Source organism: Actinoplanes sp. NPDC026623, from assembly GCF_040638275.1.
Lineage (GTDB): Bacteria > Actinomycetota > Actinomycetes > Mycobacteriales > Micromonosporaceae > Actinoplanes.
The window spans coordinates 1-13,799 of record NZ_JBEZXZ010000227.1; the positions used below are offsets into that span (position 1 = coordinate 1).

Below are 13,799 nucleotides of genomic sequence, written 5' to 3' on the forward strand. Positions count from 1 at the left end.
GGGCTGGAAGGCGGGCTGGACGGCGCCGCGGTCGAGCACGCTGCGGAGCGCCAGTGCGGCGGTGTCGGTCAGCGGCTCGGTCTTGGTCATGCCGGTAACTGTGCGCCGCGGACCTCAACGTTGTGTCTAGCCGCCGTCAAGTCAGGCGCACGATAGGGCGCCGAGCGCGTTCCGGACGCTCGCCAGGAACGTCTCGTCGTCCTCGATCCCGCTGCTGCTCCCCTCGCTGGTGGCCCGCCGCGGGTTGGCCAGCTCGGCGCGGAGCAGCGGCTCGGCGGCCGCCGCGCGGGGCCCCAGCTCCGCGAGGCACTCGGCGAGCGCGGGGTACTGGTGCCGCCGCCGCCAGCCGTCGAGCAGCACTGGCAGGGCGGCGTCGGCGTCGCCGGTGATCCGCCACAGCGCCCGCGCCGCCCATCGGCCGTCCTCGGGGTCGGCCATCGCCTCGCGGACGAGGCCGGCCAGGGGCGCCTCGGCCGGGCCGACGTCGGTCAGCGCGAGCACGACACGGTGCCGGTCCCAGGGCTCGGTCATCAGGCGCCGGTAGGTCGCCAGCAGCTCGTCGAAGTCCACGCCGATCGCGTGCAGGGCGTTCGCCGCGGACCGGACGATCGACGGTTCCTCGGCGTCGAGCAGGCCCCGCAGCAGGGGGACGGCGTCCGCGGCGGCCGGCCCCAGGGCGCCGGCGGCCCAGATGTCGCAGACGTCCGGCTCGGCCACGGCCAGCGCCGCGAGCAGCAGCGGCATCGACTCCGGTGCCAGCGCCGGCCAGCCGTACGCGAGGTTGTGGAACCGCTCGGTGTCGCCGGCGGCGAGGCAGCGCCGGGCGGCGTCGATCACCATCGGCTCGGTCTCGGGCCCGAGCCGCCGGACCAGGCCGCCCGGGTATCGCGGCAGCCGCTCGCCGGCCAGCACCTGCTCGACGGCCGGCAGGATCCGGGCGTCACCGGCGTCGGCGAGCAGGCTCACCAGCGCGAACGTGGCACCCTCCGGCAGCCAGTACCCGCCCTGTCCCGGGTCGTACGCGGGCCGGCCCGCGGCGAGCGCCCGGTCGACCTGGGCCAGCATCGCGTCCGCGGCGGGCGCGGTCAGCGGGCCCAGCCGGGAGAGCGCCTGGACGGCGATGCGCTGCCGTTCCCGGTCGGCGTCGTCGAGGTGCTCGGCGAACGCCCGCACCAGCTCGGTGTAGTCGCCGCGCCAGCTCGCGGCCAGGCCGGCGGTCGCCCAGCGGGCGTTGTTCAGCCATTCCGCCGAGGCGCCGTGCACCGCCCGGGCCAGCAGCCGCACCCGGGTCGGCCTCGACCATGTCGACCTGCACCGCGGGGCTGGGCTCGGCGCTGACCCGGCCCATCAGAACGGTCGCGGCGCGCTCCGCGTGGTCGGGGCAGGCCACCATGGCCGCGACGGCCGCCCGCCGGAGCTTCGGCCGCGCCCCGGTGAGGGCCAGGTGCTCGTAGAGCGGGTAGGCGATCTGCACCGCCCGGTGGGCGCGGTCGGGCCACTCGCCGCTGGGGCCGGGCGCCGGCCGACTCACCGATGCCGGCGAGCAGCCTCAGCACCCGGGGGCGGCCCTTGAGGCCCGGGGTCGCGGCGGCCTCGATCAGGAAGAGCACCGACGCGGTGGTGCAAGCGGGCGTTTCCGGGCAGCTGCGGCCCGTCAGGAGCAGTGTGCGGCGACGGGGGACAGCCACTGCTTCATGGTGGGGCCGAGCACCGTGTTCACGTCCTGGTCGGTTTTGACCCCGCGGATGAAGCCGGCGTCGGCGGCCTTGGCCTGTATCTGTTTGGCGGTCTGCTCGCCGTCGGCGCGCAGTTGCGGGTCGGTGCTGTCCCGGGTGGCCGCGCGGATGGCGGCCGCGAACGCGGTCAGCGACTGCTGCACCTGCCGCAGGTGCGCCTTGTCGTCGCCGGGGGACCGCTGCGCGGCGACCAGGTCGGTGAGCGCCTTGGCGACCGGGGCCAGGTTCTTGCCGTACACCTGGCCGAGGGCCTCGCAGGCGGACCTGATCGAGCCGTCGACGCTCGGTGCCGCCGCGCCGGGGGCCGGGGCGGCGGGCGCGCCGCCGCCCGCGCCGGGCGCGGGGTTCGTCGCGGCGCCGCAGGCGGCCGCCGGGAGCAGCGCACCGCCGATAACCAATGCCTGCATGGCCCGGCGCATCGGATCCTCCTGCTGGTGGTCCCGGGGGAGCGGGATGGGAGCGCTCCCATGAATGCCTAGGACCATACGTCGTGTTGCCCCGCCCGTCCAGAGATGTTCTTCTATGGCGGGCCGGGCCGCCCCTGCCGGCCCGGCCGCCGCCGGGTTGGTGGGTCAGAAGATCCGCGCGGCCACCTCGGCGGGCGCGCCCAGCAGGTCGTCGATCTCGTCGTCCAGCCGCACCAGCGTCAGCGAGGCGCCGGCCATGTCGAGCGACGTGCAGTACTCGTTGACGTAGCTGCGCCCGACGGTGATGCCCCGCTCCGCCAGCCGCCGGTGCGCGTGCCGGTAGAGGATGTACAGCTCACTGATCGGCGTGCCGCCGAGGCCGTTGATCATCAGCGCCGTCCGGTCGCCGGAGGAGTACGGCAGGTCGCCGGCCACGGCCTCCAGCATGTCGTCGACGATCGCGTCCGCCTCCTTGATCTTGCGACGCTCGCGGCCCGGCTCGCCGTGGATGCCGACGCCGAACTCGATCTCGTCGCCACCGAGCTCGAACAGCGGCGAGCCCTTCGCGGGCGGCGTGCAGGCGGTCAGCGCGACGCCCATGGTGCGGGTGACGTCGTTGACCTTGCGGCCGATCCGCAGCACCTCCGCCATGTCCGCGCCCCGCTCGGAGGCGGCACCGACGGCCTTGATGACGAAGAAGTTGCCGGCCACGCCGCGGCGCCCGACCGTGTAGGTGGAGTCCTGCACCGCCACGTCGTCGTTGACGGTCAGGATCTCCGCGCGTACGCCGTCCGCCTCGGCCATCTCCTTGCCCATGTCGAAGGCCATCCGGTCGCCGGTGTAGTTGTTCACCAGCAGCAGCACGCCCTTCGGCGAGGCGAGCAGCTTCGCGGTCTCGTACACGTAGTCCATCGGAGGGGCGGCGAACACGTCGCCCGGGCAGGCCGCGTCGAGCATGCCGCGGCCGACCGCCATGACGTGCGCCGGCTCGTGCCCCGACCCCGAACCCTGGACGATCGACACCTTGTCCTCGCGGGGCGCGTCGGTACGCATGATCAGGTTGTACTCCGGCACGTACCTGAGGCTTTCCGGGTTGGCCAGGGCGACGCCCTCGAGCATTTCGGCCACGTAGTTCTTCGGATCGTTGACGAACTTCTTCACGACGTCGCTCCTTGTCTCTGCCAGGCTTCACTGATCCGCTCGACGATGACCGCCACCGCGGTGGCGCCCGCGTCGACGGAACCCCTGCTGCGCTCGCCGGTGTACGCCGCGCGCCCGCGCCTCGCGACCATCGCGCTGGTCGCCTCGGCCGCCTCCCGGGTGGTCGCGGCGGCCGCACGCAGGGCATCGCCGGCTCCGGCGCCGGCGGCGAACTCCCGCTCGAGGCGGTCGGCCATCGGCACGAGGGCGTCCAGCAGCGTCTTGTCCCCGACGTCCGACTGCCCGCGTGCCTTGATCCCCTCGACGGCCGCGCGCACCATCGCGACCACCTGCTCGCCGGACAGATCGGCGGCGGAGCCCGCGACGGCGCCGGCGCGCAGGAAGGCGGTGCCCCAGAGCGGTCCGGAGGTGCCGCCGATCCGGGAGGCGAGGATCATCCCGGTGCGCTTGAGGAACGCGCCGGCATCGCCGCGGTCGATGCCGTCCCAGCCGTCGAGCAGCTTCTCGAACCCACGGGCGAGGGAGTAGCCGAGGTCGCCGTCGCCGACCACGGCATCGAGATCGCCGAAGTACCTCTCGTTCTCGATCGCGGTCTCGGCGATCGTGCGGACCACCAGTTCGGCGCCCGGCAACGCGTTGCCGCTCATCGCAGTCCCTCCAGACAGGCGCGCAGATCATCGAGGGTGAGGTAGGTGCCCGGGCGCGCGCGGCTCCGGTTCGCCAGCACCTCGACCGGGGGCCGGCCCGGATCGCCGAGCTCCGAGACGACAAGCGCCGCCTCGGCGAAGTCCTCGTCGCGGGTGTAGCCGCTGAGCGTCACCAGGCAGCGGAGCCCGGCGCCGGTCGCCGCGAGCAGCCCGTTGCGGGAGTCCTCGATCACCAGCGTGTCCGCGGGGTTCAGGCCGAGCTCGTCCACCGTCAGCCGGTAGATCGCCGGATCCGGCTTCTTGGCCGGCACCACGTCGCCGGCGAACACCGGGATCAGCCCGGCCGCCCGCGAGCCCACCGCGTTCTCCAGCACCGCGCGTACCGATTCCTCGGCCGACGTCGAGGCCACCGCGACCGTCCACCCGGCCAGCAGCGCGCCGTGGATGATCCGGGTGACGCCCGGCCGGGCCGGGATCCGGCCCTCGGACACCAGCCGCCGGAACGCCTCGGTCTTCGCCCGGTGCCAGGTGAGCAGCAGCTCGGACCGGTCGCCGTCGCCGAGCCTCGCGGCGAACGCCGGATCCTCGAACAGGCTCGCCATCCGCTCCTTGCCGCCGCCGATCCTCAGCTTCCCGGCGTACTCGTCCTCGCTCCACCGGGTGGGCAGGCCGAACCGCTCGAAGGTGGCGTTGAACGCCGGCAGGTGGCCGTGCCGCTCGGTGTCGGCGAGCACGCCGTCGCAGTCGAAGACGAGGGCGGTCACCACGCGCGTCCAGACCCGCCGAACAGCCGGATGTGCCGCCGCGCCATGTCCACCACCGCCGCGCGCTGGTGCCGGAACAGCGACGGCGGGTCCCACCGGTCGCGCTCGGCGGCCTCCCGCAGGAGTTCCAGGCTCGACTTCAGGTACGTCTCCTTGAGCGCGGTCGAGATGTTGACCTTCGCGCAGCCCCGGGCGATCAGGTCGGTGAACTGCTCGTCGGACAGGCCGGTGCCGCCGTGCAGCGCCATCGGTACGCCGGTGGCGGCGACCAGGTCGCTGACCCGCTGGGCGTTCAGCACCGGCGCCTGCTTGTACCGGCCGTGCGCGTTGCCGAGGTACGGCGCGAAGCAGTCCACCCCGGTACGCGTGATGAAGTCGACCGCGACCTCCAGGCTCTGCACCACCGAGGCCTCGTCGGAGCCGAGGTCGTCCTCGACGCCCTGTATGCCCTCGATCTCGCCCTCGACGTGCGCGCCGGCCCGGCGGGCCTCGGCCACCACCTCGGTGGTCTGCCGCAGGTTCTCCGCCACGTCGAGTTCGTGCGCGTCGAACAGCACCGAGTTCCAGCCGCCCCGCAGGCAGTCGGCGATGACCGACCGCTGGGGACAGTGGTCCAGGTGCAGGGTCACCGGCACCTCCGCGCCGCGTACCAGCGCCTGGAAGATGTCGTGCAGCCGGCGGCGGCCGTACATGTCGACGGTCTTGACCGACGTCTGCAGGATGACCGGCGCCCGCTCCTGCTCCGCGGCGGCGATCACGGCCTCGATGGTCAGGTCGTTGACGATGTTGAAGGCGCCGACCCCGTACCGCCCGGCCAGCGCGCGATCGAGCATCTCCTTCAGGGCAACGACGGGCACGATGCCTCCCTCCGCCGGTCGCTGCCAGTCAAGACCCGCGCGGGCGTCCGGCGGTATGGGGGAGAATCCCCATCCCGGCGCCGCGGCGCCGCGGGTCAGCCGCGGAGCCAGTCGTTGCCCAGGGCGGTGACCACCGCGGCCGTACGGTTGGAGGCGCCGGTCTTGCGCATGATCGCGCCGACGTGCTTCTCAACGGTCTTCGTGGACAGCGCGAGGCGGCTCGCCATCTCGCGGTAGGTCAGCCCCTTGCGCAGCAGCTCGAGCACCTCGGCCTCCCGCGGCGTGAACGGCGCGGGCCGCACCTGCGGCGCGTCCACCGAGTACGGCAGGTCGGCGCGCACCAGCACGCCCCAGCCGTGCACGTGCTCGACCGTGACCCCGCCGCCGGCCAGGCGCAGCAGCTCGTCCCAGGTGCCGGTGCCCATGCCGAGCGGGTCCGCGCCGGACGCCGCCGCGCCGGTCGTCTCGTCCTGCACCAGCACCCGCAGGCCGTGCGGGTGGTAGACGAGCGCGACGCGCAGCCGCGGATGCGGCCGCCGCCGCGCCGCCGCCCGGCCCGCCTCGGCCACCAGGTCCGCGGCCACCCGGGCGACCTGGTCGGAGACCGGGCGGACCACGCCGGCCTCGGTGATCACCGCGCGGGCGCCCGCGCGGCCCGGGTCGCCGGCGAAGCGCCGCCGGATCAGCGCGGCCAGCGACGGATCGCGCCGTCCGGACTCGACGATCGCGGCGGCCGCGGACTGGGTCAGCGCCTCCAGCTCGTCGACGCCGCGAGGCGAGAGCGTGCCGGCCGCCGGGGCGAAGGCGACGCTGACCGCGATCACCTCGCCGCGCCACCAGATCGGCACCGCGGCCGCCGGGCCGTTGCGCGCCGGATGCGCCGCGGCCAGGTGACCGGCCCGCAGCTGCCCGTAGTCCGGGATCACCACCGGGCGGCGGCTGCCGAACGCACGGCCGGTCGCCCCCTCGTCCAGCGGGAACGAGTGGCCCAGCCGGCAGTAGGCGCCGTACTCGGCGACCTTGACGTAGCAGCCGCGGTCGGCGTCGACAATCGACACGCTGCCCGCCACCGAGCCGGTCAGCCGGCTGGTGTGCCGCAGCAGGCGCCGCAGCACGGGGGCCAGCCGGAGATCGCCGTAGACGTCGGCGACCGCCTCGTCGAGGCGGAAGACCTCTCCGGCCGTACCGGCTGAGCCGGCCGCCGCGTCGCGGCCGCCCGCATGCGGCGACATAGGTCGAACCTATGTTCACCCGGGCGGCGAATCAACGGCCCGCGTCGCCGAACAGTCGCAGCGGGATCGCGTCGGCCATCGCCTGCATGCCCGCGTCGTTGGGGTGCAGGTGGTCACCGCTGTCGTAGCGCGCGAGCATGCGCCCCGGCTGCGCCGGGTCCCGCACGGCCCGGTCGAAGTCGATGACGCCGTCGTAGCCGCCGCCCGCGCGGATCCACCGGTTGACCGCGAGCCGCTTGGCCTCGCCGGCCTCGCTGTAATAGCCGGGGATGGTGGTGTCCTTAAACGGCGTCAGGGTGGCGCCGAAGATCCGCAGGCCGCGTTCGTGGGCGCGGGCGATCAGCTGCCGGTACCCGAAGATCAGTTCGCCGACGGTCACCGCCTCCGACGGCGGCGCGATCGACGAGGGCTGCCCGATGTCGTTGATGCCGAGCAGCACGATCACGTAGCGGACGCCGGGCTGGGCGAGCACGTCGCGGTCGAAGCGGCTGAGCGCGCTGTCGCCGAAGATCGGCCCGAGGCCGGCGAACTGGCCGTCGGGCAGGGTGTTGCCGTCGTACAGCAGGCGGTTGCCGCCGATGCCCTTGTTGAGCACGGCGAGGCGGCCCAGCCGGCGGGCCAGCAGGTCCGGCCAGCGGTGGTTGGCGTCGACGGTGGTGATCGCGCCGTCGGTGATGGAGTCGCCGAACGCCACGACGGAGGCCGCCCGGGGCGAGGCGGCGACGCTCACGCCCGAGAGGAAGTACCAGGACGTCGAGGTCGTGGCGCCGGTCAGCGCGGGGGAGCGGGTGACGTTGCCCGCGGCGGCGTAGTTGGTCTGGAACGCGGAGCTGTGCACGGTCGCGCCGGCGGTGCGCCGCGGCAGGTAGATGCTCACCGCCAGGTCGGAACCGGCGGGCACGGTCAGCGCCACCGGATCGCTGAGCGCGGGCGCGCCCGGCGGGACGCTGAACGAGGAGCTGCCGCCGAAGGTGAGCCGGCGGTCGGTGCCGGGGACGGTCCGCGCCGCGGTGGCGCGCCGGGCGATGCGCGCCTCGCCGATCACGAGCGGCTCGGTGCCGTACTCGTTGGACAGCCGGACCCGCACCGACCGGCCGGCGATGCTGACGTGGACGATCTGGCGCAGCGTCTGGTCCTCGAACACGGTCGCCGGCATCGGCGCGGTGGCCGCGCCGGTCACCCCGGTGCTCCAGGTGCCGGTCCAGGCGGCCGGCCCGGCGTCGGCGACGGCCGAGCCGGCGAGGGTGAGAATCGCGACGCCGGCCGTCGCGACGGCGGTGCCGATCAACCGCCTCAATCTGGTGGTGGGCGCAGCCATCGTCGGCCTCCGCGATCCGCTGAGAGGACATTCCCCATCAGCCCAGCGCAGACCCGGCGCCATGTCAAGACATCGAAAACCATCTTTCGGTACGCCCGTGAGCGGCGTCCGGCCCGGCCCGGTTAGGGTCGGTGAGTGATCGCCGAACCGGTACTGACCCACCGCGCCGAGGGCGGCCACGACGTTCCGCTGCTGGTCTGGCGCCTGCCCGAGCCGGCGATCGCGATCTCGTCCGCGGTGCTGGGCGGCGGGATCGGGCCGTGCCGGTGGCTGGTCAACGCGACCGTGCCGATGTCGTACGACCGGGGTGACCCGGCCGCGCACCTGCGCGAGATCGCCGCCGGGCTGGCGCTGTCCGGACCCGGCGTGGGCCTGCTCACCGGCGTCGACGTCGCCGACGTGGTGCACGCCGGCGACGGCGGGGTCCGGATCTGGGCCACGGTCGGTCTCGGCGCGCCGGTGCAGGCCGCCGACGCCGGCGCCGGCGTGGTCGCGCCGCACGCCGGCACGGTCAACGTCGTGGCCTGGGTGCCGCGGCGGCTGAGCGACGGCGCCCTGGTGAACGCGGTCGCCACCATCACCGAGGCCAAGACGCAGGCGATCCGTGAGCTGGGCCTGGCCGCGACCGGCACGGCGACCGACGCCGTCGCCGTGCTCTGCCCGCCCGGCGGTGCGGCGGCGGACTACGCGGGGCCGCGCTCGCAGTGGGGCCGCCGGCTGGCCCGCGCCGCGCACCGGGCCGTCCTCGACGGCGGCGCGGTCAACCTGGCGGGCGTGCAGTCGTGGTCCGAGCGCCGGGCGATCGCGGGCTGAGGGCGGGATCGCCCAACTCGCCTCGCCGCGGGCCCGGCCGGATTAATCTTGGCCGGTAGCCGGCCGCCGCTCCCCCCGTCGGTTGCCCCTCGATGCTCTTCCGACGGGACATGGGAGCCTCGCATGACTCTTTCCAGGCGCCTGGGCGCCGAGTTCATCGGCACCTTCTGGCTGGTGCTGGGCGGGTGCGGCAGCGCGGTACTGGCCGCGAAGTTCCCGGGCGTCGGCATCGGGCTGGTCGGCGTATCGCTCGCCTTCGGCCTCACCGTGCTGACCATGGCGTACGCGTTCGGGCACATCTCCGGCGGGCACTTCAACCCGGCGGTCACCGTCGGGTTGTGGCTCGGCCGGCGTACCCCGGGCCGCGACGTGCTGCCGTACATCATCACCCAGGTGGTGGCGGCGATCGCCGCGTCCGGCGTGCTGTGGATCATCGCCTCCGGCCAGGCCGGCTTCGACGCCTCGACCAGCGGGTTCGCCGCCAACGGGTACGGCGAGCACTCACCCGGCGGTTACTCGCTGGGCTCCGCGGCGGTCGCCGAACTGGTGATGACCGCGGCGTTCCTGATGGTCATCCTCGGCTCGACCGACCGGCGGGCGCCGAAGAACATGGGCCCGCTCGCGATCGGCCTGTGCCTGACCCTCATCCACCTGGTCATCATCCCGGTGACCAACACCTCGGTGAACCCGGCCCGCTCGACCGGCCCGGCGCTGTTCGCCGGCGGCTGGGCGATCGGACAGCTGTGGCTGTTCTGGCTGGCACCGCTGATCGGCGGGGCCGTCGCCGGCGTCAGCTACCGCTTTGTGGTGGGCGACGACGGCACCGAGGAGATCGCTTCCGAGGCGCAGGACACGGCCGAGGCCGAGGTCTCCGCGGGAGACCTGCCCCACCACCAGGGGTACGTCAGCGGCCGCGAGCGGCGCCAAGTCGAACACTGAGCCTCGGCCTATACAAGGTCATCCGATGCGGATGAGGTGACGTGTGAGGCCGCGCCACACGATGGGTGATGTCTGATTCACGGCACGCCTTCGAAGCGGAGCACATCGATGCAGGCACACGAGATCGCGGCCCGGACCGCCGCCCTGATGCCGGGACTGATCGAGGACCTGGAGAAGCTGGTGGCGATCCCGTCGATCGCCTTCCCCGGCTACCCGTCCGAGCCCGTGGACCGGATGGCCGAGCGGACCCTGCGGATGTTCCGCGAGGTCGGGTTCGCCGACGCGCGGCTCATGGAGGTGCCGTCCGGCTACCCGCCCATCTACGGGGAGATCCCCGGGCCCGAGGGCTCCCCGGTCGTGGTGCTCTACGCGCACTACGACGTGCAGCCCGCGCCGCCGGAGCAGGGCTGGACCAGCGACCCCTGGACGGCCACCCGCAAGGACGACGGCCGGATCTACGGCCGTGGCGCGGCCGACGACAAGGGCGGCCTGGTCACCCACCTCGGCACGATGAAGCTCTTCGACGGGAAGCCGCCCTGCACGGTCAAGCTCATCCTCGAGGGCATGGAGGAGACCGAGAGCAACCTCGAGGCGTTCGTCGAGGCGCATCCCGAGCTGTTCGCCTGCGACCTGTTCGTCATCTGCGACATGGGCAACCTCCAGGTCGGCGAGCCGGCGCTGACCACCGCCCTGCGCGGCGACGTCGCGTGCGTCGTCACCGTCCGCACCCTGGAGCATCCGCTGCACTCGGGCGTGTTCGGCGGGCCCGCCCCCGACGCCATGATCGCCATGGCGCGCCTGCTGTCCACGCTCCACGACGACGCCGGCGACGTGGCCGTCGACGGCGTCTCGCGCGGCGTCTGGGCGGGCGCCGAGCTGAGCGAGGAGGACTTCCGGGCCAGCGCCGACATCCTCGACGGGGTGGGCCTCACCGGCACCGGCCGGATCGGCGACCGGCTCTGGGCGCACCCGTCGATCAACGTCATCGGGCTCGACATGACCGACATCGCCGGCTCCTCCAACGTGCTCATCCCGCAGGCCCGGGCGAAGCTCTCGATGAGAGTCGTGCCCGGCTCGGATCCCGTCAAGGAACTCGACGCGCTCGTCGAGCACCTGCGGACCCACGCACCGTGGGGCGCCCAGGTCGAGGTGCAGCGCTCCAAGGAGGCGCCGCCGTTCCTGTGCGACACCGGCGGGCCGGGCTACGCCACCGCGCGGGCGGCGCTGGCCGAGGCCTACGGCAAGCCGGCGGGCGAGGCCGGCTGCGGCGGCTCCATCCCGCTGCTGCAGACCCTGCAGCGGGCCGCGCCCGGCGCGGAGTTCGTCCTGTGGGGTCCCGAGGACGTCGCCGCCGCACGGATCCACTCCTCCGACGAGAGCGTCGACCCGCGGGAGATCGAGAGCATGGTCGTCGCCCAGGCGCTGCTCCTGCAGCGGCTGGGTGAGCAGGGAACGCGATGAGCGACACCGAGGCCGTCCGGGGCACCCCGGCCGACTCGACGTCGGCCGCTGCTCGGACCGGCCGGCCCGTCGCCGGAAACTGACCTCCGGCCCCCGAGGTGGTCCGGCCCGGCACCGGGGCGGACCACCGCATGATCTGCCGGGCTACGTCACTTGCAGCGCCACACGACCGCCTGGATCGTGCCCGTCGCGTCGTCCGACTGCCCGCCGATGGTGCGCCCGTCGTCGCTCAGCGAACTCGCGATGTTGGCCAGCGGTTGCGTCTTCTGGCCGGCCAGACTCGGCAGCTTGATCGTCTTGGCGGCGACGAACACCGCGTTTCCCCGCTCATCCACCCCGGCCTGCCAGCCCTGCGCGTTCACCGCGTTCGCACCCGCCAGGAGGCCGGCGTACTCGCGCACCTCGCCGGTGCGCACGTTCCACCGGACCGCTTCCGACAGGGCCTCGCCCTTGGCCTGCTCGCCCCTTGCCTTCGCCCCGATGGTGCCGCCGCCGTTGGTGGCCACCCCGGTCGCCCAGCCGTTGCGGATGCTGTAGACCGTGGCGTTCAGGGCGGGCCTGCCGCCCAGGTTCGGCAGCGGAAGCTGGTGCTGGGTGCCGTCCGGGAGCCAGACGTACGGCAGCCCGTCGACCGTGCCGACCACCGTGCCGTCCTCGTCGATGTCGGCGGCGCTGGACTCCGAGGCGCGGGAGGGCACCGCCAGCCGGGTCGGCTTCGCGGTCGCCGACGTCCACAGCAGCGCGTCGCCGCTTCCGTTCTCGCCCACGATCGCCCCGGCGTCGTTGATCGCGTTCGCGGCTCCGCGCAGCACGCCCGGCAGCTTCGACACCCTGCCGTTCCGGTAGACGTACGGCACCTGGCCCTGGTCGGCGTCGTCGCCGGAGGGTGCGAAGCTCCATCCGATGGCGGTACCCGAGGAGTTGACGTCCTCGAGCCCCTCCTCGAGGCCGTCGTCGGGGAGCAGCACCTTGCGGACCTCGCCGTCGTGCCAGATGACGGCCTGGTAGCCGCCGGCCTTCGGGTACGTGCGCCCGACGATGTACCGGCCGGTGGGGTCGCCGCCGCTGACCAGCGCCATCGGCTCCTGGTCCGGCACGGGCAGCCGGTCGATGGTGCAACTGGTCGGCGGCTTCGGCGTCGGCGCCTTGGACGCGGACGGCTTCGGCTTGACGGCGCTGTGCGTCGCCGCGTTCTGCGGCGTGTGACCCGTGATCAGCCCTCCCGCGAACGACGCGCCGGCGACGGCGAACGCGGTCACCACCGCGGCGCCCGCGTATCCGGCGGCGCGGCGGGTGCGCCGACGGCGGCGTCCGTCGGCGATCGCCCGCCCGACATCCACGGTGGACGGCGTGCGCGGCTCGTCGTCAAGCGGTCGCAGCATCTCGAAATCGGACGGCATCATCGGCTCCTTGATCCCTCGTAGGTCGCCCCCGCGAGCTCCCGCTCACCCAGCAGGCGTCGCAGCGTGGCCAGCCCGCGCGAGGTCTGGCTCTTGACCGTGCCGGAGGTGCAGCCGAGCGTCGCGGCCACCTCGTCGACCGGCAGGTCGTAGAAGAACCGCAGCACCAGCACGGCCTGCTGCCGGCGGGGCACCTGGGCCAGCGCCGCCCGCAGCACCTGGCGGTCCTCGACGCCGGCGTCCTGGCCCGGTGCCGTCCGCTCGGGTGTCTCGCGCACCAGCCGGACCCGCGCCCACGCCAGCCGCCGCTCGTCGAGGTAGGCGCGGACCAGCATGGTCCGGACATATCTGTCGAGGTGGGTGGCGGTGCAGGCCCGCCGCCACTTCACGTACAGCGTGGTGATGGTCTGCTGTACCAGGTCGTCGGCGCGATGCTCGTCGCCGGCCAGGAGATATGCCAGCCGGCGCAGCGCGGGGATCCGCGCCGTGACGTAGTCGACGTACTCCTCTTCCGAACCATCCCGCATCGTGCCGCCCTCCGTTGGGTAATCAACCCTCAGACGGGCGTGGGTGACCGCCCGGTTGTCCGTGCCGGTGTATTGATTTCGCGCGGGCCGTGGTGTGTCCGCCGCATCGCCGATCTGCCCGCCCGCGTAGCCGGCGTCCGTCGGCGATGGCGCGTCCGATGTCCACCGTGGATGGAGTATGCGGTCCGTCGTCAAGCGGTCGCAGCAGTTCGAATGCGGACGGCATCATCGGCCTCTCGATCCCTTGTCGGTCGTTCCCGCTCACCCACCGGGCGCCGCAGCCCGGCGAGCGCGGTCGTCACCCCTCAGACGGGCGTGGCGGACCGCCCGGTTGTCACGCCCGCGCCCTGTTCGCCGCCGGGTCGATCTGTCAGCCTGGAGGCAGCGTGTCGACTCCGGGGGTACCCGTGTTCGAATACTCAGCTCCGGCATCGCGGCCCGAGGTCGTGCCCGAGTCGCCGCGGAAGCGCGGCGCGCCCGCTGACCGGCCCGGCTCGGCGGCACCTCCGCGTGCCGGATCCGCCGCGGTGGCCTGGG

The 13,799-nt window shown here is 73.8% G+C and carries 13 protein-coding genes; 3 read left to right on the forward strand and 10 right to left on the reverse strand.

Features of this window, described 5'->3' with window-relative positions:
- Window positions 1-141: 141 nt before the first annotated feature.
- From AB0F10_RS38955 to AB0F10_RS38990, 8 genes are all read right to left on the reverse strand, one after another.
- Window positions 142-1,284: a hypothetical protein gene (locus AB0F10_RS38955; protein WP_360637434.1), complete on the reverse strand. Its 1,143-nt coding sequence runs from the start codon at window positions 1,282-1,284 to the stop codon at window positions 142-144.
- Window positions 1,285-1,654: 370 nt separating this feature from the next.
- Window positions 1,655-2,155, reverse strand: coding sequence for a hypothetical protein (locus tag AB0F10_RS38960; protein WP_360637437.1), 501 nt, complete (start codon window positions 2,153-2,155; stop codon window positions 1,655-1,657).
- Window positions 2,156-2,308: 153 nt separating this feature from the next.
- Complete coding sequence (dhaK, locus tag AB0F10_RS38965) at window positions 2,309-3,304, reverse strand: dihydroxyacetone kinase subunit DhaK (protein WP_360637440.1); 996 nt, start codon at window positions 3,302-3,304, stop codon at window positions 2,309-2,311.
- Window positions 3,301-3,951, reverse strand: coding sequence for a dihydroxyacetone kinase subunit DhaL (gene dhaL / locus AB0F10_RS38970; RefSeq protein WP_360637443.1), 651 nt, complete (start codon window positions 3,949-3,951; stop codon window positions 3,301-3,303). The genes dhaK and dhaL overlap by 4 nt, the downstream gene beginning before the upstream one ends.
- On the reverse strand, window positions 3,948-4,715 hold the full coding sequence (locus tag AB0F10_RS38975; RefSeq protein ID WP_360637446.1) for an HAD-IA family hydrolase: 768 nt from the start codon (window positions 4,713-4,715) through the stop codon (window positions 3,948-3,950). The genes dhaL and AB0F10_RS38975 overlap by 4 nt, the downstream gene beginning before the upstream one ends.
- Window positions 4,712-5,572, reverse strand: a complete 861-nt coding sequence (locus AB0F10_RS38980) for a class II fructose-bisphosphate aldolase (RefSeq protein ID WP_360637449.1) — start codon at window positions 5,570-5,572, stop codon at window positions 4,712-4,714. The genes AB0F10_RS38975 and AB0F10_RS38980 overlap by 4 nt, the downstream gene beginning before the upstream one ends.
- A gap of 95 nt (window positions 5,573-5,667) precedes the next feature.
- Window positions 5,668-6,804, reverse strand: a complete 1,137-nt coding sequence (locus AB0F10_RS38985; RefSeq protein ID WP_360637452.1) for a LuxR C-terminal-related transcriptional regulator — start codon at window positions 6,802-6,804, stop codon at window positions 5,668-5,670.
- Window positions 6,805-6,835: 31 nt separating this feature from the next.
- Window positions 6,836-8,092, reverse strand: a complete 1,257-nt coding sequence (locus AB0F10_RS38990) for an SGNH/GDSL hydrolase family protein (protein WP_360637455.1) — start codon at window positions 8,090-8,092, stop codon at window positions 6,836-6,838.
- A gap of 165 nt (window positions 8,093-8,257) precedes the next feature.
- On the opposite strand from AB0F10_RS38990, the gene AB0F10_RS38995 reads away from it, so the two are divergent.
- From AB0F10_RS38995 to AB0F10_RS39005, 3 genes are all read left to right on the forward strand, one after another.
- On the forward strand, window positions 8,258-8,935 hold the full coding sequence (locus AB0F10_RS38995; RefSeq protein ID WP_360637458.1) for an adenosylcobinamide amidohydrolase: 678 nt from the start codon (window positions 8,258-8,260) through the stop codon (window positions 8,933-8,935).
- Between the two features lie 123 nt (window positions 8,936-9,058).
- A complete protein-coding gene (gene aqpZ, locus AB0F10_RS39000; protein ID WP_360637461.1) occupies window positions 9,059-9,874 on the forward strand; it encodes an aquaporin Z in 816 nt (271 codons plus the stop codon).
- A 108-nt stretch (window positions 9,875-9,982) separates the two neighbouring features.
- Window positions 9,983-11,335, forward strand: coding sequence for a M20/M25/M40 family metallo-hydrolase (locus AB0F10_RS39005; protein ID WP_360637463.1), 1,353 nt, complete (start codon window positions 9,983-9,985; stop codon window positions 11,333-11,335).
- A gap of 149 nt (window positions 11,336-11,484) precedes the next feature.
- On the opposite strand, the gene AB0F10_RS39010 is transcribed toward AB0F10_RS39005, so the two are convergent.
- Window positions 11,485-12,717 (reverse strand): hypothetical protein, encoded by a 1,233-nt coding sequence (locus AB0F10_RS39010; RefSeq protein ID WP_360637466.1) that lies wholly within the window; start codon window positions 12,715-12,717, stop codon window positions 11,485-11,487.
- A gap of 17 nt (window positions 12,718-12,734) precedes the next feature.
- Window positions 12,735-13,262 (reverse strand): SigE family RNA polymerase sigma factor, encoded by a 528-nt coding sequence (locus AB0F10_RS39015; protein ID WP_360637469.1) that lies wholly within the window; start codon window positions 13,260-13,262, stop codon window positions 12,735-12,737.
- Window positions 13,263-13,799 lie beyond the last annotated feature (537 nt).

Excerpts from the sequence above, each read along its gene's own strand:
- dhaL (WP_360637443.1), bottom strand. The coding sequence starts at position 3,951 with ATGAGCGGCAACGCGTTGCCGGGCGCCGAACTGGTGGTCCGCACGATC.
- AB0F10_RS39015 (WP_360637469.1), bottom strand. The coding sequence starts at position 13,262 with ATGCGGGATGGTTCGGAAGAGGAGTACGTCGACTACGTCACGGCGCGG.
- aqpZ (WP_360637461.1), top strand. The coding sequence starts at position 9,059 with ATGACTCTTTCCAGGCGCCTGGGCGCCGAGTTCATCGGCACCTTCTGG.
- AB0F10_RS38960 (WP_360637437.1), bottom strand. The coding sequence starts at position 2,155 with ATGCGCCGGGCCATGCAGGCATTGGTTATCGGCGGTGCGCTGCTCCCG.
- AB0F10_RS39010 (WP_360637466.1), bottom strand. The coding sequence starts at position 12,717 with ATGCTGCGACCGCTTGACGACGAGCCGCGCACGCCGTCCACCGTGGAT.
- AB0F10_RS39005 (WP_360637463.1), top strand. The coding sequence starts at position 9,983 with ATGCAGGCACACGAGATCGCGGCCCGGACCGCCGCCCTGATGCCGGGA.
- AB0F10_RS38985 (WP_360637452.1), bottom strand. The coding sequence starts at position 6,804 with ATGTCGCCGCATGCGGGCGGCCGCGACGCGGCGGCCGGCTCAGCCGGT.